This is a genomic window from Pseudomonadota bacterium, from assembly GCA_039028935.1.
In the GTDB taxonomy this organism is placed as follows: Bacteria; Pseudomonadota; Gammaproteobacteria; order Steroidobacterales; family SZUA-146; genus SZUA-146.
Map to the genome: position 1 here is coordinate 86846 of JBCCHD010000002.1, position 19111 is coordinate 105956.

19 protein-coding genes are annotated in these 19111 nt (G+C 55.8%); 17 read left to right on the forward strand and 2 right to left on the reverse strand.

The features are described 5' to 3' along the window. Positions 1 to 22: 22 nt before the first annotated feature. From AAF465_01535 to AAF465_01560, 6 genes are all read left to right on the forward strand, one after another. Positions 23 to 1231, forward strand: a complete 1209-nt coding sequence (locus tag AAF465_01535; GenBank protein MEM7081404.1) for an argininosuccinate synthase — start codon at positions 23 to 25, stop codon at positions 1229 to 1231. After that, positions 1228 to 2295 (forward strand): acetylornithine deacetylase, encoded by a 1068-nt coding sequence (locus AAF465_01540; protein MEM7081405.1) that lies wholly within the window; start codon positions 1228 to 1230, stop codon positions 2293 to 2295. Before AAF465_01535 ends, AAF465_01540 begins: the two co-directional genes overlap by 4 nt. Next, positions 2282 to 3601: an acetylglutamate kinase gene (locus tag AAF465_01545; protein ID MEM7081406.1), complete on the forward strand. Its 1320-nt coding sequence runs from the start codon at positions 2282 to 2284 to the stop codon at positions 3599 to 3601. Before AAF465_01540 ends, AAF465_01545 begins: the two co-directional genes overlap by 14 nt. A 74-nt stretch (positions 3602 to 3675) precedes the next feature. Next, entirely contained in the window at positions 3676 to 4611 is a 936-nt protein-coding gene (argC, locus tag AAF465_01550) for an N-acetyl-gamma-glutamyl-phosphate reductase (protein MEM7081407.1), read from the forward strand. Beyond that, a complete protein-coding gene (gene argH, locus AAF465_01555; protein ID MEM7081408.1) occupies positions 4604 to 5902 on the forward strand; it encodes an argininosuccinate lyase in 1299 nt (432 codons plus the stop codon). Before argC ends, argH begins: the two co-directional genes overlap by 8 nt. Positions 5903 to 6032: 130 nt before the next feature. After that, positions 6033 to 6941, forward strand: a complete 909-nt coding sequence (locus AAF465_01560; protein MEM7081409.1) for an AEC family transporter — start codon at positions 6033 to 6035, stop codon at positions 6939 to 6941. Positions 6942 to 7038: 97 nt separating this feature from the next. On the opposite strand, the gene AAF465_01565 is transcribed toward AAF465_01560, so the two are convergent. Continuing rightward, positions 7039 to 7881: an MOSC N-terminal beta barrel domain-containing protein gene (locus tag AAF465_01565; protein MEM7081410.1), complete on the reverse strand. Its 843-nt coding sequence runs from the start codon at positions 7879 to 7881 to the stop codon at positions 7039 to 7041. 216 nt (positions 7882 to 8097) lie between these two features. On the opposite strand from AAF465_01565, the gene AAF465_01570 reads away from it, so the two are divergent. The 5 genes from AAF465_01570 (at position 8098) to AAF465_01590 (ending at position 12101) form a co-directional block, all read left to right on the forward strand. Next, positions 8098 to 9078 (forward strand): cyclopropane-fatty-acyl-phospholipid synthase family protein, encoded by a 981-nt coding sequence (locus tag AAF465_01570; GenBank protein MEM7081411.1) that lies wholly within the window; start codon positions 8098 to 8100, stop codon positions 9076 to 9078. Positions 9079 to 9167: 89 nt separating this feature from the next. Then, complete coding sequence (locus tag AAF465_01575; GenBank protein ID MEM7081412.1) at positions 9168 to 9491, forward strand: hypothetical protein; 324 nt, start codon at positions 9168 to 9170, stop codon at positions 9489 to 9491. Between the two features lie 8 nt (positions 9492 to 9499). After that, a complete protein-coding gene (locus AAF465_01580) occupies positions 9500 to 10495 on the forward strand; it encodes a DUF2157 domain-containing protein (protein MEM7081413.1) in 996 nt (331 codons plus the stop codon). Beyond that, positions 10492 to 11565, forward strand: a complete 1074-nt coding sequence (locus AAF465_01585; protein MEM7081414.1) for a DUF4401 domain-containing protein — start codon at positions 10492 to 10494, stop codon at positions 11563 to 11565. Before AAF465_01580 ends, AAF465_01585 begins: the two co-directional genes overlap by 4 nt. Beyond that, the gene (locus AAF465_01590) at positions 11562 to 12101 is read left to right on the forward strand and encodes a GDYXXLXY domain-containing protein (protein MEM7081415.1); all 540 of its coding nucleotides are present in this window, start codon (positions 11562 to 11564) and stop codon (positions 12099 to 12101) included. The genes AAF465_01585 and AAF465_01590 overlap by 4 nt, the downstream gene beginning before the upstream one ends. Before the next feature lie 25 nt (positions 12102 to 12126). On the opposite strand, the gene AAF465_01595 is transcribed toward AAF465_01590, so the two are convergent. Next, complete coding sequence (locus tag AAF465_01595; GenBank protein MEM7081416.1) at positions 12127 to 13047, reverse strand: nuclear transport factor 2 family protein; 921 nt, start codon at positions 13045 to 13047, stop codon at positions 12127 to 12129. A 129-nt stretch (positions 13048 to 13176) separates the two neighbouring features. On the opposite strand from AAF465_01595, the gene AAF465_01600 reads away from it, so the two are divergent. The 6 genes from AAF465_01600 to AAF465_01625 all read left to right on the forward strand — a co-directional run bounded on the left by AAF465_01600 (position 13177) and on the right by AAF465_01625 (position 18879). After that, a complete protein-coding gene (locus AAF465_01600) occupies positions 13177 to 14055 on the forward strand; it encodes a LysR family transcriptional regulator (protein MEM7081417.1) in 879 nt (292 codons plus the stop codon). 190 nt (positions 14056 to 14245) lie between these two features. Beyond that, positions 14246 to 14476 (forward strand): hypothetical protein, encoded by a 231-nt coding sequence (locus AAF465_01605; protein MEM7081418.1) that lies wholly within the window; start codon positions 14246 to 14248, stop codon positions 14474 to 14476. Positions 14477 to 14916: 440 nt separating this feature from the next. After that, positions 14917 to 15285, forward strand: a complete 369-nt coding sequence (locus AAF465_01610) for a GFA family protein (GenBank protein ID MEM7081419.1) — start codon at positions 14917 to 14919, stop codon at positions 15283 to 15285. Positions 15286 to 15353: 68 nt separating this feature from the next. Then, a complete protein-coding gene (locus AAF465_01615; protein MEM7081420.1) occupies positions 15354 to 16583 on the forward strand; it encodes an MFS transporter in 1230 nt (409 codons plus the stop codon). A 74-nt stretch (positions 16584 to 16657) separates the two neighbouring features. Continuing rightward, positions 16658 to 17188 (forward strand): LemA family protein, encoded by a 531-nt coding sequence (locus AAF465_01620; GenBank protein ID MEM7081421.1) that lies wholly within the window; start codon positions 16658 to 16660, stop codon positions 17186 to 17188. Then, complete coding sequence (locus tag AAF465_01625) at positions 17185 to 18879, forward strand: DUF2207 domain-containing protein (protein MEM7081422.1); 1695 nt, start codon at positions 17185 to 17187, stop codon at positions 18877 to 18879. Before AAF465_01620 ends, AAF465_01625 begins: the two co-directional genes overlap by 4 nt. Positions 18880 to 19111 lie beyond the last annotated feature (232 nt).

Sequence of the window (19111 nt, forward strand, 5' to 3'; positions counted from 1 at the left end):
CGTCACGATCGAGGAGTGTTTGATGTCCCAGTCTGTAGTACTTGCCTTTTCCGGTGGTTTGGATACGAGCTTTTGTGTGCCGTGGTTGCGTGAACAAGGCTTTGAGGTGCACACGCTCTTTGTTGACACCGGCGGTGTCGGCCAGGATGAGGTTGAACGCATCGAAGCGCGCGCCATGGCACTCGGTGCTGAGAAACACCACTGTTTTGACGCCTCGCATGACGTGTGGAATGAAGTGCTCATACCGCTCATTCGTTCTGGTGGATGGTACCAAGGTCAGTATCCGCTGCTGTGTTCTGATCGCTATGTCATTGTTAAAGCGTCGTTGGCATTGTGTGATCGGTTGGGTACCAAGCACTTTGCCCACGGCTGCACCGGCATGGGTAACGACCAGGTGCGTTTCGATTTAACGGTAAAAACGCTGGGCGACTACAACATCATCGCGCCCATTCGTGCTATCCAACGAAAGGGACTCAATGTACGCGAGTACGAGAAGGCGCAACTCGAAGCACTGGGTTTCGATGTACCGGACAAGACTGACCAGTACACCATCAACGAGAATCTGATGGGTGTGACGCTTTCGGGCTCTGAAATTGACGAGTGGAAGGAGCCCGGTGAAGGTGCGCGGGTGTTGACGAAACCGGCGAGCGTATGGCCGTCTGAAACACTGCGAATCGATGTGACGTTTGAGCGCGGCGTGCCGGTGGCACTCGACAACTCGCCAATGAGTGGCCCGGATTTGCTCGCCACGCTGAACCGCGAGTTCGGGGTGTACGGCGTTGGTCGGGGTATCTATACGGGGGACACCACCGTTGGTCTTAAAGGACGCATCGTATTTGAGGCGCCGGGCATTACGGCACTCGACGTTGCGCATCGCGCCTTGGAAGAGGCCACCAGTACGCGGCAGCAGAACGCGTTCAAGTCGGTTGTGGCAACAAAGTGGGCCGAGCTTGTCTACCAGGGTTTCTTTTATGATCCGCTTAAACACGACCTAGAGGCCTACCTCACCCAGTCACAGCAGTGCGTGAACGGCACCGTCACGCTGCGTACCGCGGGTGGCATGGTGGAGGCGGTGGCGATTGACTCACCACACTTACTAACCACAGGCACCGCAGGCTATGCGCAACATGCCGACTGGTCGGTGGAGGAGGCCGAGGGCTTCATCAAGTTATTTGGTCAAAGCTCCGCTCTGTGGGCGCAGATCAACGGTGCAGGAGTATCGGACACGTGACTTATCGCGCAGAAATCTTGGGCCATCTTGAGGCACTCGTGGGTTTCGACACATGCAATCCACCTCGCGCATTTGATGAAACTGGCTTATTTGCCTATCTAAAGCAGAGTCTGCCTCGGTTCGAACATACGCTGTGGAATCATGGCGAAGGGCGCATTAGTTTGCTCAGCGTGCGCGGCAACCCTGACCTGTTGTTTAACTTTCATGTTGACACGGTACCGGTTAATGAAGACTGGACGCACAACCCGTTTGTGTTGTCGGTAAGCAATGAGCGCGCCACGGGTCTTGGTGCGTGTGATATTAAAGGCGCCGCGGCGTGCATGCTTACGGCAGCCGCGCACAGTGCTGGCGATGTCGCGTTGCTCTTTACGTCCGATGAGGAAGCCGGCAACAGTCACTGTATCAACACCTATCTGGCTCAACCGCATGGTTTTCAGCAGGTGGTTGTCGCTGAACCCACCCAATCGCGCATCGTGCGCGCGCATCGCGGTATTGTGACCGCGTCGGTGTCATTCAAAGGTGCTGCAGGTCACGCCTCCTCGCAGCAGCAGGTAGGCGACAGTGCGCTCCATCAAGCCGTGCACTTTAGCCATCGCGCACTGCGATGGGCCGACGAGCAGCAGTCTCGTACTTACCAGAACTTAATGGGTGTGCGGTTTAATCTCGGAACGCTCAATGGCGGCATCAAGCCCAACATGATTGCACCCTCTGCGGAACTCAAGTTTGGCTTGCGCACGCTACCCGGTGACGATCAATCGGAGTTGGTGCGCCATTTCGAGACACTCGCTGGTGACTATCCGAGGGCCATGTTGACGCCCGGCTTTATCGCGCCGTCACTGACCGCCACGTCTGATGATCTGGTGGCGCGTCTCGATGGCCCAGTGGGCGAGGCGGTTGATTTTTGGACCGAAGCGGCGCTGTTTGCGAAAGCCGGCTGTGACGTTGTGGTGTGGGGGCCGGGGGACATAGCGCAAGCTCATACCGCCGATGAATGGGTGGATTGTGGTGAACTTGAGGTTATGACCGAACACTACGAACGGATACTGAATCATGGCGCCGCATAAGCAAACACGCGAAATTATCCATCGACTGCTCAATACCATGGGGAGCGAGCAGGAGATTCAGCAATATTTAAAACGCTATTCTGACCTCGATGTCGATAAGTTTGCGGTGGTTAAAGTAGGCGGTGCGATTTTATCCTCGTCGTTGCCTGCGCTGACGTCGGCGCTGGTTTTCTTACAGCGCGTAGGCTTGACACCCATCGTTGTGCATGGCGCCGGCCCTCAGCTCAATGCGGCGTTGGCACAGCACAATATCGATTCGCAGGTGGTGGATGGCTATCGGGTGACCACGCCCGAGGTGCTCAAACACGCTCGGCGCGTATTTCTCCAACAAAACATGAACATCGTCGAAGCGCTGCGCGACGCTAATACTGGCGCGGCGCCCATTACCAGTGGTGTACTCGAAGCGGAGATTTTGGACGACGGTCGATATGGCATGGTGGGTAAAATTACCGACGTCCACCTCGATGTCATCCGCCACTGTTTGGACGGCGGTATGCTGCCCATCGTGTCGCCGCTTGGCGAAACGCCAGATGGTCAGATCGTCAATATCAATGCCGATGTGGTCACCAACGCGTTAGTGCGAGCGCTTCAGCCATACAAAATTATCTTTCTCACCGAAACCGGCGGCATCCTCAATGGCGAAGGCCGCATCATTTCGTCCGTCAATTTGTCCACCGATCTTGAGCAGTTACTGCAACAAGAGTGGCTGCACTCCGGTATGCGTCTCAAAGTGGAGCAAATCGCGAATCTGTTGCGTGACTTGCCGGATACGTCATCGGTGTCGATTACCCAGCCCGATTTTCTCGCTCGTGAACTGTTCACCCACAAGGGGTCGGGCACGCTGATTCGAGTAGGCGAGTCGATCAACGCGCATACGGGTTGGCACTCCGTCGATGAAGGCAAACTACGTGAGCTCATAGAATCGAGCTTCGGACGCCGCCTTATTGACAATTACGCCGAGCAGAAGAATTTGCTCGCCGCTTACGTCAGTCAGAATTACCGCGCGGCCGCAGTGATCACAACGAATGACGGAGTGCCGTGGCTCGACAAGTTTGCGGTCACCGATAAAGCACAAGGGGAAGGCCTCGGCAAAGCGGTGTGGGACGCGGTACGGAATGGTCATACGCAGCTTTTTTGGCGTGCGCGTCCCAACAATCCGATCAATTCATTTTACTTTCGCCAGGCAGATGGTGTGATCAAAACCTCGGACTGGAATGTATTTTGGTATGGCCTTAACGACTTGAAACAGGTAGAACGTTGCGTGGAGGCGGCTGTCAAAACGCCTGCCACCTTGGCGCGCAGTTAACGTCGCCAAATCAGCGCGCATCGGTAGACTTACCGGATCAGCGGCCGAGCGACAAACAGTGATGTGGAACGATTATGAAACAGGTTGGACTCGTTGGCGCTCGTGGCTTTGTTGGGGGTGAGCTTATTCGCGCGATGCAGGGTCATGCGGAATTCGAGTTAGCCTACGCAAGCTCGCGTGCACTGCATGGACAGCTGTTGCGTCGCGCGGTGCCAGGCAGTTCGAGCAATCTGCAATTTGAGCGGCTCGAGCCGGAGGATTTGGCTGAACGCGAGGTCGATATTGTTGTGCTGGCACTGCCCAACGAATTGGCGGCACGCTTTGCCAGCGCGCTTCCGGCATCCACCATCGTCATTGATCTGAGCGCCGATTATCGTTTTGACGATGAGTGGTACTACGGTTTGCCTGAGCTGACTCGGGCTCAAGCGGCTGGTCATACGCGCATCAGCAACCCAGGATGCTATGCCACCGCGATGCAGCTGGCGCTATACCCCATACGCGACCTATTGGATGGGCCGGCGGCGTGTTTCGGCGTATCGGGTTACAGCGGTGCGGGCACGAAGAAAAGTCGCTATAACAATCCCACTGAACTCGATAAGAATCTCATTCCGTATAAAACCATCAATCACATTCATGAGCGAGAGGTGGGTAGGCAGCTTGGCGCCGACGTGCACTTTACACCACATGTGGCGTCCTTTTTTCGTGGCATTCTTATGACCGTGAACGCTCGATTCCAAGCGCCGGTGAGTCTTGAGGCCCTGCAGTTGCGTTACACCGATCTGTACGCGAATGAGGCGCTTATCGAACTCACAGAAGACGTGCCGATGGTCAACGCGAGTGTGGGTCGGTCCGGCGCGACGCTCGGCGGGTTTGCGGTGAGTGAAGACGGCCTTCGTGCGGTCGTGCATTGCACGCTCGACAACCTGCTTAAGGGGGCCGCGACGCAGGCGTTGCAAAACATGAATCTTGCTTGTGGTCTTAACGAACTGGAAGGAATACGACTTGGCTAATCTGCTTTGGCAAAGCGACGGTACGTCGCTGGACGAACGCATCATGCAGTTTTTGGCGGGTGAGGATGTGACTCTCGACCAACAGCTGTTTTTGTTTGATGTGCGTGCGACCCAGGCCCACGTGAGGGGACTGGAGAGCATTGCGGTGCTGACCGCCCAGGAGTGCGGCACGCTTTGCGACACGCTCGATGTCATTGCCGCTGATTTTGTTTCGGGTAAATTAACGCTGACCAGTGAGTTTGAAGACGGGCATTCGGCCATTGAGCACTGGCTAACCGAACGCATCGGTGAGTTGGGCGGCAAAGTGCACACTGGCCGAAGCCGTAACGATCAAGTGCTGGTCGCCACACGGCTTTTCATGCTGCACAGTCTGGCTGAACTCAAACAACTTAGCGTGGCGAGCGCCGCCATTTGCCTGGCACGGGCCGAAAAGGGTATGGATCAGCCCATGCCCGGGTACACCCATCTACAACGTGCCGTGGTGTCGTCGGTGGGCATGTGGTTTGCCGCGTTTGCAGAGGCCTTTGTGGATAATGCTGAGTTGGCGTCGCAGACGGCGCAGTGGATCAGCAGTAATCCACTGGGTACGGCCGCTGGTTACGGCGTCAATCTTCCGCTCGATCGCGCGCTCACTACTCGGGAGCTCGGCTTTGAGCGTTTGCAGGTGAGTCCGATTTATGCGCAGAACAGTCGAGGCAAGTTTGAACTGCAGGCGCTCAGCGCGTTTTCTCAGGCGCTGCTGGATGTGCGTCGACTGGCCTGGGATTTGAGCGTATTTACCACGGCCGAGTTCGATTTCGTGTCATTGCCCGACACCTACACCACTGGGTCGTCGATTATGCCGAACAAACGCAATCCGGATGTGATCGAGTTGCTGCGTGCGGCGTTTGGTGTGGTCGACGGCGCGATGACCGAATTAACCGCAAACCTATCGTTGCCGAGTGGTTATCATCGGGACTTACAGAACACCAAAGGACCGTTGCTGCGCGCCGTGCAGCATGCGCTGGGCGCGCTTCGGCTCATGCCGGAACTGTTGGAAACGGTAACGTTCAATGTTGAAACCATGAGTAAGGCAATGGATCGAGGTATGTTCGCGACGGATATCGCGGTGGAACTTGCTGCCAAGAACATCCCGTTTCGACAGGCGTATCGGCTGGTGAAAGAGGGGTTGGATGAAATTGATGATCTGTCGCCAAGCGATAGCCTGAATAAACGCGTATCGCCTGGTGGTGCGGCCGATCTGCGACTCGATCTGATCCAGGCTCGACTCAATACGCTTGTTGAACATTGAGCGTGTCGTTCACTGGGCAAGTTGCCGATCTGGCCGCCGCGATGCGCGTCAGTCGGCTGGCCGTGCGACAAAGAATGCCGCATGTCGCCCATGACGGTCGTTCGCGAATGCCACCGCGAAACGGCTAGCCGTGACCTTTACGCTACTGGCCGTGGGGTTGGCGTTTGGGCTTTTAGCCCGTCGCTTCCGGTGGGTTGGTCCCTCTACGCCACAGCGAATCAATACCTTTATTATCAACGCGGCGCTGCCCGCCGTAATTTTGCTCAAAGTGCCCGCTCTGGCGCTGGATTTCAATGCCATTGCGCCGGTCGCGGCGGCGTGGGGCGTCATTCTTTTCTCGGCGGCGGTGGTGTGGATATGTTCGCGCGCATTGGGCTGGTCGTCCAACGTAACGGGCGCGCTGTTGCTCGTCGCGCCGCTCTCCAACTCGGCGTACTTGGGCGTGCCACTGCTCGATGCGTTATTCGACGATACGGTGGTCGCCTACGGCGCGTTCTATGACCAGTTCGGCAACTTTCTAGCGCTCGTTATCTATGCCTCCATTGTGATTGCGCTCTACAGTCAAGTGCCTGGGGAACGGGCGGTCGATCGGCTTTTTCGCATGGTACGGCAAGTGATTACGTTCGTACCGTTTCCGGTGTTGATGGTGGCTATCTTTTTGATGGATGCCACGACGCTACCCGCCATCGTGGTAGGGCCACTTAGCGTGCTCGGGTCACTCATGGGGCCGCTCGCGGCCTTTATTGTCGGCTTTGCGCTCAGGTTCCGCGTGCCGCAGTCGCTGCGATTACCCTTGTCGATCGGGGTGCTTACACGGCTCATTCTTGCGCCGCTTCTAGTGTATGGCGTGGCGCGCACCCTGGACGTCAGTGCACCGGCGATGACGGCGAGTGTCATGCAGGCCGCCATGCCCAGTATGATCACCGCAGGACTGATCGGTATCAAAGCTGGTTTTTCAGAGCGACTGATTGTGGCCATGCTGAGTGTCACGACCGTGTTGAGCGTACTGACCGTTTTGCTGTGGCAGTCGATACTCTGATACGCGTTGTTTGCTCTGCCGGCGTGATGCGCGGCGTGTTCGTTGCACGATCGGGCGACGCTCAGTCCGGTAAGAAGCGTGCTCAGGCGCTGGGTGATCAATCAGGTGTATAGGTCACGGTGACTTCATCGCCAAGTTCGAGCGCCGTGCCCATTCCCGAAGTGGCGATGCCATTTTGACCAAAGAAGCCGCCGATCAGCCCGTCGAGTGACAGTGAACGCACCAGTGTTTTGAGCGGCTCACGGGAGTCGGCCACAACGCCGGTCTGTTGATCGATCGTCGTGACTTTGCAGCGCTGGCAGGGCTTGGGTAGTCGCATGTGGACACCCCGGGCCTTAACGTCAAGAGACACCAGTCGATGCTCGTCGAGGGCTGGCAGTCCATGGAGGACGATGTTCGGCCGGAATCGATTCATTGGCACGGCGTCATCGAGCAGGCTATTTAAGTGGGCAAGCGTGGCGGTATTGGCCACCAGGAAAGGATAGCCGTCCGCAAAGCCAACGTGCGCCTCGTCGCCATCCAGATAGTCGGGTTCCACCGGCCGCTCTCCGCTCGGGGCGAAGCGCACGAGTCGCACGCGGTCAAACCCATTGGTAGCGAGCAGGGCCGAGAGCCAGTCAGCGGCCTCATTGCCTTGATCAACGCCCTCGCACGTGTCTTTCCACACCTTTACCGCATATGTGTCCCCGGACGTGTGATCCAGCTCGATCGCCAGTGGTTGGGCCGATTCGTGTTCGAGCACCAGATGCGTATCGGTGAGTCGGGTGGTGATCGTCGCCATGATATTTGCCTGGCGCTGAGTAATAAACGAATGATTCTCATCAACAATCATCCATTCACGATCGTAGGCGAACCCGCGGTCGAGCACCGTGGCCCGCGTGAGGTCGATACTGCGCAGGCCTTTTACCGGGTAGCAATGAAGCGAAGCGATTGTAATCATAGTGGGGCGCGTCCCGGCGTATTTGATACAGTTGTCACGCAGCGTATCTCATAGTATCGAGGTGCGCGTCAGGTCGCCACCCGTGACCCGGAGCTCGAAACGGGCACAGCACGGTGCGCGCACTATGCCGAACGCGCTTGATGCCGAGGACGACACGTGTCGCTGATCGCTTTGTGTGAAAAAGGTCTGATTCCCGACTGGCTAACACGGTGGGGTATGCGGCGCGCGATTCGCAATCGACTCGAAGCCGAATTAGAGGGCGGCCCGGTGGCTCAAAAGGTGCGCTTTGATCAACTGATCGCGTCGCTCAAACGAAGCGCTATCGCGCTGTCCACCACCGAAGCGAACGAGCAGCACTATGAATTACCCGCGCGTTTTTTTCAGCAGACGCTCGGACCACGACTCAAGTACAGCTCGTCCTATTGGCCGGACAGGTGTGATTCACTGGCCGAGGCTGAAGAGCATATGCTCCGGCTCACGTGCGAACGGGCAGGACTAATCGACGGTGACAACATCCTCGAACTCGGCTGCGGCTGGGGCAGCCTGACGCTGTGGATGGCTGAGCAGTTTCCCAATTCCACCATTACCGCGGTGTCTAATTCGCGGTCACAGCGCGCGTTTATCGAACAGCACGCGGCCGCAAAACAACTCGACAACGTTCATGTCATCACGTCGGACATGAACACCTTTTCAACGAATCGCCAGTTCGATCGTGTCGTGTCGATCGAAATGTTCGAGCATATGCGCAACTATCAAATGCTCTTGTCGCGCATTGCACAGTGGTTAAAACCAAACGGCACACTGTTTGTGCATATTTTTTGCCACGATAAAGTGATGTATCCCTTTTCCGTGAACAGTGAACAAGATTGGATGGCGCGTTACTTTTTCACGAACGGGCTGATGCCCGCCCGGCACACGCTTGAACAGTTTCAGGACGACCTGGTCATGGAGGACAGTTGGATCGTCTCCGGGCAACACTATGCGCTAACGGCCGATGCCTGGTTGTTGAGACTGGACGCAGCCGAAAACGAAGTATTGCCGGTTTTTGAACGCACCTATGGCAAAGATCAGGCGCGCGTGTGGTTTCAGCGCTGGCGCATGTTCTTTATGGCGTGTGCTGAATTTTTCGCCATGGACAACGGCACGCAGTGGTATGTTGCGCACTATCTTATGCGCCGACCTAACGAAATCTTGTAACTTCCCGTATTCCGTCTCGATTGCGGCCTACCCGCCGCAAACGGTGTGTGCATGTGATAAATTCAGCGGGCGCGACCAAAGGGGGGAACATGACTTCAACGGCATCTAGTGCCGCACGTACCGTATCGTTCATTGCGCTTATGATCACTTTGTTCTTACTTCTCGGTCTTTTTTGGGCCGGTGTAAAAGCGTTTGATCTGGTCATTGCGCCGCCTGAGCCTGAGGCACGATTTGTGTTTGTGTTGTTGACCGCGTGGCTGGTGCTCGTGGGTGTCGTGGGCACAATCACTGGGTTAGTTGGCATGAAGCTGGCGGCGGGTGCGCCCAAGGAGCGCCAGCGCTGCTGGTACGCCGTGGCGGTTGGTTTGGTGTCCGTTTCGATCGGCGCCACCTTCGGCGTAGGCTTTGTCTAGGAGAAGCGATGACTTCTGATCGCGAGCAGTTTCTGGCCATTGTACAGCGCGGTGATGTGCTCGATGCGCAGTTGGCTAATGCACTGACCGAAGCCGGTATTGCACCGAGCCTCGCGCGTTGGCGTCAGTTTATTGACGGCTTACTGTTGTGGTTGGGCGCATCGGCGGCCGCCGCCGGTGTACTGTTTTTCTTCGCCTACAATTGGGACGGCATGGATCGTCTGGCGAAGTTTGCCTTGGTGCAGGGGCTGCTCATCGCTGTGTTGGCCGCCTATGTTTGGTGGCGCGAAAATCCAGCATTGGGCAAAGCATTACTGTTTAGTGCCAGTATTTTAACGGGTGTCCTGCTTGCTTTGTTTGGTCAAACGTATCAAACCGGTGTGGATCCTTGGCAATTGTTTGCCATGTGGGCGGTCATGATTGTGCCCTGGACCGTGCTGTCGCGCTTTGCGCCGCAGTGGTTGCTGGTATTGGGCCTGATCAATGTCGCGGTCATGCTCTTTTGGGACGCTTTTCGCCCGGCTTTGGCGCATGGTTTGTTTAGTCAGTTTGAGGTCACACTGTGGTCAGTGTTGGCGTTAAACAATGGCGTGGCGCTTGTGCTCTGGGAATTTTGCCGGCCTCAATATGAATGGATGCAGTCGGAATATGCGCGGCGAATTATGGCGCTCGCTACCGGCATCCCGGCTACGATTGTCGCGATCATAGCGGTTACTTTTCGATTCGAGTCCGCCTCGCTCATCGCCTTGTTTGCTTGGCTTGCGCTCTGCGCGGCGCTGTATTTCTTTTATCGATTTCGACAGGCTGATCTGTTTGTGGTGGCAGGTACCTGCGTATCGCTCGCGCTCGTGTTCCTGGTGTTCGTTGGGGATAAAGTCTTTTCGTTTCGACTCGATGAAGGCAGCCTTTTTATTCTGATGGCGATGCTTATTGTGGGGCTTGGTACCCTGGTTGCCATTTGGATTCGACGGATCCAAAAGGCCATGTTGGCGGAGCAAGCGTGAGCGGCGCATCCAACACAGTCTGGGAGCGCCTTGAGCGCGCCGGTATGGTGAGTGGCGAGGCGCCGATTTTGCCAGAGCCAGAATCACCTTGGTTTGTGAAACTTCTGCTCGCCGTCTCGGGTTGGGCGGCATCCTTATTTTTACTTGTTGGCATAGTCATCGTGTTTGGCAACGTGTTCGATCAGCCAGCCGTTGCGTTGACGACCGGATTGATACTTGTGGCACTGGCCATTATCGCGCTTCGCACATTACAGAACGATTTCTTTGAGCACAGTGCGTTGGCGCTGAGTCTTGCCGGTCAGGGGCTTATGTCGATTGGCGTTTACGAGATCATGGGTGATTTTGATGCGCCCTTCTTCTGGCTCTTTGCCGCGTTTCAACTCGGTTTGTGTTTTGTTGTGCCCAGCTTTGTGCATCGGGTTTGGTCGGCGTGTATCGCGGTGCTGTGCGTGTTCTTTGCTTTGCAGCGTCCGGAGCTGCACCATCTCGTGGGGGGCACGGTGATGTTCGGTGTCGCGTCGGTCTGGCTCAACGAGTATTTGTTTCCCAGGCACGTGGCGCGCAATACCGCGATTGCTTATGGCGCAACACTTGCCGTAGGCCTCGTTGCGCTGTTTCCTTTGCTCGGTGTTCGAATTGATGATGTGCGAGCCGCCGTGGGCGTCGGCCCGGCAGATGCCGAATGGTATGAGTTACCGATGGTGGGTAAGGCACTGGTGTTCTTCGCACTTTTGTATACCGTGTGGGGCATTATGCGCCGCTATTCGCTCAATATGCGTCAACAACGCTGGGTGGTGCTTGCCGCAATCGCGCTGGGCGCGCTGTCGTTTAATGTCTCGGGTATTACCATCGGCGTCATTTTGCTGTTGCTGGGCTTTGCGGCCAGCAACACCGTATTGAGCGGAATCGGCTTTGTTGTACTGCTGGGCTTTTTCGGTATTTATTACTATCAGCTCGAGCAAACGCTGCTGGTTAAATCGGGCATATTTGTGGCGCTCGGCGTGAGTTTGCTGCTCATACGATGGGTGTTGCCCGGTAAGTCGGAAACCACGTCGGAGAGCGGTCTGTGAGAGCCTTTGTCGCCGTTGCCGCTCTCGTTGGCATACTCGCCTATGTGAACGTTGCCATTTACAAAAAAGAACACCATCTCAAAAGTGGACAAACCGTGCTTCTCGAGCTGGCGCCGGTTGACCCTCGGTCGCTTATGCAGGGTGATTACATGCGCTTGCGCTTTGCCGTAACCAATCAATTGAGCGAGGCGCTGCGACCGGATGTCCCACCGGAAGAATCGCGCGGGTTAGCGCCGGCTGACGGCTGGGCAGTATTAACTCTTGAAGAGGGTGTCGGCCGCTTTGCTGGCTTAGCCGACTCATCGGTTGCCAGCGAGGGAGTGGTGCACGTTGCCTATCGCGTGCGCTCAGGACGGGTCAAGTTTGCCACCGACGCCTATTTTTTCCAGGAAGGCACGGCCGAGATTTATGAGAACGGGCGCTATGGTGAATTTCGGATCGACGCAGACGGTGAGCTGTTGTTGATCGGTTTGCGTGACGAAAACAAGAAGCGGCTGGGACCTGCGTACAATTCGGAACCAGCCGCTTCAAATTAGTCATTCGCTAGAGTTAGTGCTGCGCCTACTTACCGTGATAGGTGCGACTGACATCGTATGAGTTTTCTAGCCAATTCCATAACACGACTTTGCCGTCGCGAACTTTTGCGCGCAGCCCAAACGTGAACTCGTCCGTTTCCTGATTCGAATGGGTGGTGATGAATTTCATCTTGCCAAAGATCGAAACGGTATCGCCGGAGGCACTCACGTCTTCGTTTTCCCACAGCGTTGTTTTTGCCCCCGTGGAGAACGTTTGCAAAAAGGACAGGATCTGTTCTTTACCTTTCCATGGTCCAATCCATGGAATGGCTGAGTCCCCCTCATTTTGCCAAACCATGTCGTCGGCCATGAGGTCCATCATTGTTTCCATATCGCCACTGCCCATCGCTTGCATAAACGCCATGACCACTTTCATGGTCTCTTGACCCTCAATGGCGTCGGCCGTGGCTTTGGCCACCGCGGGACTTGTGAGCTGTCGCAGACCGCCAGACCAATCTTCGACATGGTAGGAACGGGCGATCTTGCCTGCTTCAAATTCGTGAATGTCGATAGTCAGAACGTCAAAGCGGCGACCTTCACCGTTAATGCCAAACAAGGGCGCCACTGGTGTGCCGGTGGCACGACTGCGCACGACGACGGTGTTGCCATCCTGATGCATATCCTGAACGGCCCAATCCAGGTCAGGTATTAGCTTTGAAAAACCAGCCATTTGCCCAGCGAAGGCATCGCGGGATTTGTTATTGCCGGAGTAGTTGCCGATGCTTTGCCAATCTTCGGCGGCAACCCGTTTAAACGCCTCGGCTTGAGCGGGCGAGCCGGGATTGCTCAAGTAGTCGTAAAAGGCCTGAGCGGCGGTTTTTTCAGGGGAGGGGCCGGTTGTCGTGCCGCACGCCATCAGGATCGATGGCAGGGCGATAAGCGCAAAAATTCGGGTGAGCGTTGCCATAACGTTTCTCCAATTAATAGAAAAATCAGTGCTTCACAGGAAGCCCAAGTGAACGGCGCCAGTATGCAGAAGCAGGCTAAGATTGATAAGATGGGACACTTACAATTAACTGTTCTAAATTCTTGAATAATGATTGATCGTTACCGACAGCTCGCCATATTTTTACGAACCGTGCAGCTCGGCTCGTTTCGAAACGCCGCCAAGGCATTGGATTTATCGCCCTCGGTTGTTAGCCACCATGTGTCGCAATTAGAGAAACATTTGGGCGTGGCACTCATCTACCGCTCGACTCGCAAACTAACGCTCACGCCAGAGGGAGAGCGTCTGATGGTGAGTACACAAGCTATGCTTGATGCTGTCGATAAAGAACTCATCGACATTTCTGGATCGTCAAGCGAACCCAGCGGCGAGCTTCGCGTGACGTTACCATCCGTGCTATCCGACTCGGTCGTGGCGGATCGTCTGGCGACCTTTTTGGTGCGATATCCGCGCATACATTTAACGGTCGACTTTTCCGATACGCGCAAAGCATTGATCGATGATGGTTTTGATGTCGCCATTCGGCTTATGAGAGATGCGCCGGTGTCGCCCAATGTGCGGGTGCTAACCACGATCGAGCGGCGCCTTGTCGTTACGCAACCGTATTGGGCGGGCCGCGCGAGCGTGAACCATCCCGATGACCTGGAGGACTGGGATTGGCTGGCGCTGGCGCCCGTGCATTTGCGTGGCATTTCCTTTGCCCGATCGGGCGCCGGCTCGGTGACGTTGAAACCCAAGGTGCGCCTGCAATCCAACGATGCGCGGGCACTGTTGAAGCTGGTAGAAGCCGGTTTGGGCATCGCTGCGTTGCCCGAGTTTTTGACTGATGAGCCAGTAAAAGCCGGAATCTTGAAGTACGTATTGCCCGACTGGAGGCTCGGAAGTTTGAGTCTTTGTGCTGAATGGCCATCCAACGCGCCGCGTAACGGCCTCGTCCATCTGTTTGTGAACGCCATGGACACGCTCTGAAGCCGGTCCAGTGCGAGCCGAATAGATATGTTGTAAGTGCTTGATTTCTAATTTCTCTGCGACGGGCCGCGCGTTGTTCGCGATAAGTCCATCCACCGAGTAATCGTATTGTGCCGTCATTGTGCGAAACTGTTCGTACAGTAGCGCGCTGTTATCGATAAAGCCCATCTATCTCAATGAGGAACACGCAATGAAAGCAAAAGCACTGACTTTAGTGACTCTGATCGCCTTTACCGCGCCGTCGTTTGCCGGCGGTTTTGACAAGTACGATAAGAACGCCGATGGCGTGATTACGGCGGACGAACTGGGTGAAAAGAAAGCCCATAAGCTGGCGAAAATCGACACCAATGGTGACGAGATGATCTCGCAAGAAGAGTTCGACGCCTATAAAGCGAAAAAGCGCAGCAAAAAGACCTACTAACTGCCCATCAGACTCCGGCACTGTTCGGGTGTCGGGGTCTCTTTTTTATCGCGCTCAGCGGCAAGCGATCCCTATCGAGAGTAGAACGCGCACCTCACGCGCTAAGACTAGGTCAAATTGACGGGTATCACCTGCCCGGTCAGCGTTAGAACCCGCACTCTCCTATCATCGATCCGATGCTCAACGGTTGTGCCGCCAGTCATCCGCAGCCGTCGTTCACCCGCAACGGGATCGTAATCTGATCGTCGCTCGACATCGATGGTGGCTTATGCGGCATAGCCCGCGTCGTGCCCTTTCATTCTCCATACCAAACGTCTCGACTAAGCTTGCAATCAATGTGTGATGTGCGATCGGATTGCGATCGCCAACCGAAGGAGGTACCCGTGGTAACGCGAGGGCACTGCTTGTGCAAGAAGGTGCGCTGGGAATTTGACGGCGATATGACTTGGGCTTGTTATTGCCACTGCGATGACTGTCGGCGTAACTGCGCCGCGCCGGTTGTGGCTTGGCTAGGCGTGCCGTTGAGCCAATTTCGGTGGCTGGGCGAGCCCCCCAATACCTACGAATCCTCCAGCGGCGTGCATCGCCATTTTTGCGGTCACTGCGGATCGCCCATCGGTTTCGAAGCCGATCACTATCCCGGGGGTATGCATTTATATGCCGCCTCCCTCGAAACGCCGGAGAATTTTGAGCCGACCTTTCATGTGAACTACGAAAGCAAGTTGCCATGGCTACCGCTACACGATGAGCTCACCAAATACCCCAGTACACTGCTGCACGCGCCTGAGGATTTAAGCGACTACAACTAGTCCAACGGTTCTGGCCACGGGCTCCATTATTCGGCACTATCCCAAGCCTCTGAACCGACCTCACGCTCATGGATGCAGTCGCCCGAAAACGCGCTACGCGCTTTGTTTTGCTCACGGTGTTCACCTACTCCGCGGGCTTTGGCATTATCATGCCTGTTCTGCCCGAGCTCATCATGGAGCTGGAAAACGTGTCGCTGTCTCGCGCTACGTTACTCGGTGGATTCATTGCCGCCGCGTATGCGGTGGCACAATTTCTCATGGGCCCGCTGGTCGGCAATCTCGGCGATCGGTTTGGTCGTCGGCCGGTATTTTTAGCGTCGCTACTCGGCTTCAGTCTCGATTTCATTGTGATGGGCTTTGCTCAGAACATCGTCTGGTTGTTTGTAGGCCGAACGCTGGCTGGCGCATTGGGTGCTATTTTTGGGCCGGCCAATTCGGCCATGGCAGACCTTTCGAGCGAAGCGGATCGCGCAAGAGGATTTGGACTCGTGAGTGCCGCCTTTGGCATCGGCTTTGTCGTCGGGCCCGCGCTCGGCGGATTTCTGGGTGAGTACGGTACTCGAGTGCCTTTCTTTGTCGCCGGGCTCATGGCGCTAATGACGTTAATCTATGGGTTGTTCGTCTTCAAAGAGCCAATGCGCGAAGAGGATAAGCGGCCATTCTCGTTGCGTCGTGCCAATCCATTAGGCGCACTATTGAGCCTGCGACATGTCCCGAGTGTACTCAGCATCGCCTTTGTCTATCTGTTTTGGATCACCAGTGCCAACATCTACCCGGTGAGTTGGGCGTATTACTCACCAATGAAATTTGGCTGGGACAGCCGCATGGTGGGTATTTCGCTCACGTTGGTCGGTCTGTCCATGGCGCTGGTTCAAACCCAGCTTATCAGCCGTATGGTGCGTCGCTTCGGCGAACGCAACACCGCGGTGTTTAGTATCGCCGCGGGCATTGTGGGGTTGTTGGTGTTTGGCTTGACGTCGAGTGGTACGGTTGCGCTGATTATGTGCGCGCTGATTGGCTTGCAGGGAATGGCCATGCCGTGCATCAACGCGCTTATGTCCAAACGGACACCGCGCGACCAGCAAGGGGAGCTGCAAGGATTCAATGGTAGTCTATCGGCCGTGTCGTTGCTGATATCACCACTGATCTACAACACTACGCTGTCCTACTTTACGCGACCCAATGCACCCCTTGCGTTTCCGGCTGCATCGTTCCTAGTGGCGGTTTTACTCGGCGTGGTGGCACTCATTGCACTGGTCACTGGCCGACAGCCACAGGAATCGGCGAATGCGCGGTAAACTAATTCGACTGATGTACTGAACGCCCACGGGCAGGAGAGACGCTTATCGACCTTTTACTGATAATTGGACTGGTGATTTTAGCGCTCGCTGGACTCGGCGTATTTCTCTATAACCGGTTAGTAGCGGCGAGCAATCACGTGAAAGCGGGCTGGAGCGACATCGGTGTCCAGCTCAAACGCCGTCACGACCTCATTCCGAAACTGGTCTCTGCCGTACGCGCCTATGCTGATTTTGAACAAGCCACGCTGACGGCCGTGACGGAACTTCGGGTGCAAAGCGAGCAAGCCCGAAGCCCAGCGGCTGTCGCTGCAATTGAAACGCAGCTGGGTGCCGGCATTGGGCGACTTTTGGCGATAGCCGAAGCGTATCCTGACCTGAAAGCGAGCGACAATTTTCTCGATTTGCAGTCGTCTATTTCGGCAGTGGAAGATCACATTCAATATGCCCGCCGCTACTACAACGGGGCCGTTCGACACTACAACACGCTGATTCAGTCGTTTCCAGATATGCTCATCGCGCCTCCGTTTGGTTTCGGTGAAGCGGAGTATTTTGAGTCGGGCTTAGAGGAGGGTGAGCGTCAGAGTCCGGGGTCGGCGCAATGATTTTCCGTATCGTGGCCACGCTGGTGATGGCGTGGTGTGTTGCCTCGGTGTCTGCGGACGAACGCATTTTGAGCTTTCATAGCGCGATCGGTGTAAATGCCGACGGTACGATCGATGTCGTCGAGTCCATTACCGTGCGCGCCGAGGGTAGGCAGATTCAACGTGGGATCTTTCGAGATTTTCCCACAGACTACAAAGACCGGTTGGGCAATCATGTTCGTGTGGGATTTGAGGTTCAGTCTGTGCGGCGCGATGGTCGGACCGAGCCCTTTCACACACAACGGGTTGCCAATGGCGTGCGCGTCTATGTCGGTGAGGCATCCGCATACCTTGCATCCGGCGTCTATACGTATGAAATCGCGTATCGCGCAACGCACATGCTGGGCTACTTTGACGATCACGATGAGCTCTATTGGAATGTGACGGGCAATGGGTGGGACTTCACCATCGATGACGTCACAGCCACGGTGCGTTTGCCCCCGGGCGTGAGCGCTGATGCGATTGAAGCGGTTGCCTATACCGGAACTACCGGCTCGCGGGGCGCCGACTACGCTGCAGAGGTTGGCATGGATTCCAGCGCGGCGTTTCGAACAACGCGGTCATTGCGGCCTCGTGAAGGATTGACCATCGCCGTCTTGTGGCCCAAAGGTGTGGTTAGCGAGCCATCGCTCGTCGACAAGCTGACGTTCCTATTGAGTCAAAATCGCGGGCTTTTTATCGCGCTGTCGGCGGTGCTGGCGTCACTTTGCTATCTATTTGTTTCGTGGGCGCGAGTGGGGCGGGACCCGCCGCCCGGCGTGGTGATGCCGTTGTACGAACCGCCGCCTGATATCTCGCCGGCGTCGCTGCGGTACATTGCCAAAATGCGCTACGACAGCGGCGTGCTGTCGGCCGCCATACTCAATCTTGCTGTGAACGGATTTATCACGATCAAAAACGATGATGGCGACTACACGCTTGATCGGACGGACAAAACCAGTGACGAGACGCTCGCACCAGGTGAACGTGTATTGCTCGCTAAACTGTTCACGATTCGCAGCAGTCTATGGCTGGACGACAGTAATCACGCGGTAATTGGCAGCGCCAAAAAAGCGCATCGGCGAACGTTGCGTAACTATCACCATAGACGATTTTTCGTCGACAACGTGGGCTATCTTGTGCCGCCTATTCTCTTAATCGTCGGCGCGTTTATTACTGTTCGAGCTATGGACGCATTGAGCACGGCGACAAGTCTTGTGTTTGCTCTGGGCGTGATTGGCACCGGCATTTTTTGGTGGTTGCTCAAAACACCCACACCGCTTGGTCGGAAACTCCTCGACAAAGTGGACGGCTTTCGTCGCTATCTGGAGTACGCGGAACAAGATTCACTGAATCTGCGGCATCCGCCTGAAGAGACGCCCGAGTTGTTCGAACGGTATCTACCGTATGCCCAGGCGCTTGATGTCGAACAACCCTGGGCTGAGCGCTTTACTAACGTGCTGTTAACGGCCGAAGACAAAAACGGTTCGCACTATCAGCCCAGCTGGTACCGTGGCCACTTTAACAGCGCTAATCCGATGCGCTTCGTCCATACCATGGGCAATTCCTTTAGCAGCGCTATTGCGTCCGCTTCCAAGCCGCCCGGTTCGTCCTCTGGCGGTGGGGGTTTCTCAGGCGGCGGTGGCGGTGGAGGCGGCGGCGGTGGCTGGTAGTGTCGATGGTTCAGGCTGAATCACACGCAAACACTACTTTATGTGAACCGTTTTCGTGCATTCACATGCGCCTCGTGTGGCCATTCAAAGCAAGTTGAGAGTTTATGTTGAGTTGCGGTCGAAAAGCGTGGGCATTGAGGCACTATTAAATTACTATCAAGCGCTTAATAAGAATTTGAATAATACGCATGTGGGTAAACTCTGAAACAGGACGCCTCAGACAGGTAATCAT